Here is a 1,287-nt window from a genome sequence, read left to right as displayed (position 1 = left end):
ACGGGTGGTGGTCTTGGCTTCGGAGAGGTTGGAGGCGAGGTCGTAGGCGTAGTTTGACTGGCTGACCAGAGTGCCCTGCCCCGGGGTGTGGCCCTCGGTGACGCGGGTCCGGTTCAGTCGCTTCTCGGAGTCGTAGGTGTGCGCGGTCGTGGTCTTCTTCTCGCTGCCGTCCTTCTCCCGCACGGTGGCCAGGTCGGTCGCCAACTGCCGCTGCGGGGTGTACGTATAGGCGTGCTGGGCGATCACCTGGCCATCTGGCCCGGTGTGCTTCTCACCGGTGGGCAGAGCGGCGTCGTTGAAGGTGTAGGTGCTCACCGCGCCGTTGCCCCGGTCGATCTTCTCCAGCTGCCCGGCCGCGCTGTGTGTGTAGGAGGCCCTGGCGAGTTCCTTCCCGCCCCGTGACTGGGCGGCTTGGGTCATCCGGCCGGTCTTCGGGTCGTATGTGTAGGCGGTGACCGCACCGGTGTGGTCGGTGACCGTGGCCGGCTTCCCGTCATCGGTGTAGGTGTACGACGTCCTCTTTCCGCCCGGATCCACCCGCTCCTTGAGGCTCTTGTCCGGGTGGTACGCGAACGTGATCTTCGAACCCGCCTCGTCACCCACGAACCACACCGCGTTCCTCTGACCCGTGACCGGGTCGTAGGAGACGCGCACATGCTCACGCTTGACGTCCGGCTCGCCCTTCGGCGAAATCCACGCCTCGACACCACGCCCGGCCCCGTCCACACGCTGGTGCGCCACGGAGCCGTCCGGCAGGGTCACCGACTCCACCAGCCCGTTGACCCGGCTGTAGGTCGTGGTGGACGTGCCTCCGCCGCCCGGAGCGGTGACCTGTGTCGACCGCCCGGCCGCGTCGAACCCCGTTTTCCAGCCCTCGACGGACTGGCCGCCCTTCGACAGGGATTTCTGCGTCTTGTTGCCGAACGAGTCCTGCGTGTATCGGGCTTTGGCGGGAGTGTCTGTACCGGTGCCCGGGCCGGTGCCGGTGGCCGTCCCTGTACCGGTGGTGTTCGGTTTCGGGGTGAGGGTGTCGGTCTGGGGCAGGCCGCCGGCGGTGTAGTCGTGTTCGACGGTGAAGGGGATGTTGGCCTCCTCGGCGCGGGTGGCCTTGCCGAACGCGTCGAACGTGGTCTGGGCGGTGGTGCCGGGGGTGCCGTCGCCGTACGTGGTCTCCGTCTTGACGGGGTTTCCCTGGTCGTCGACGGTCTGGGTGCTGGTGACGGTGGGTTGGGTCGCCCCGGCGGGGACGGTCCGGTTGATGGTGGTGCCCGCGACGTCGTCGCGGGT

The 1,287-nt window shown here is 68.4% G+C and carries 1 protein-coding gene; it reads right to left on the bottom strand.

What is annotated here, in order from left to right; all coding sequences use genetic code 11:
- Positions 1-1,287, bottom strand: a 1,287-nt coding sequence (locus tag EES43_RS30550) for an RHS repeat protein (protein ID WP_164493136.1), incomplete at both ends; no start/stop codon positions are given.

The sequence above is a fragment of the Streptomyces sp. ADI96-02 genome (genome assembly GCF_003846185.1).
Lineage (GTDB): Bacteria > Actinomycetota > Actinomycetes > Streptomycetales > Streptomycetaceae > Streptomyces.
This window is presented reverse-complemented; position numbering and strand designations above follow the sequence as displayed.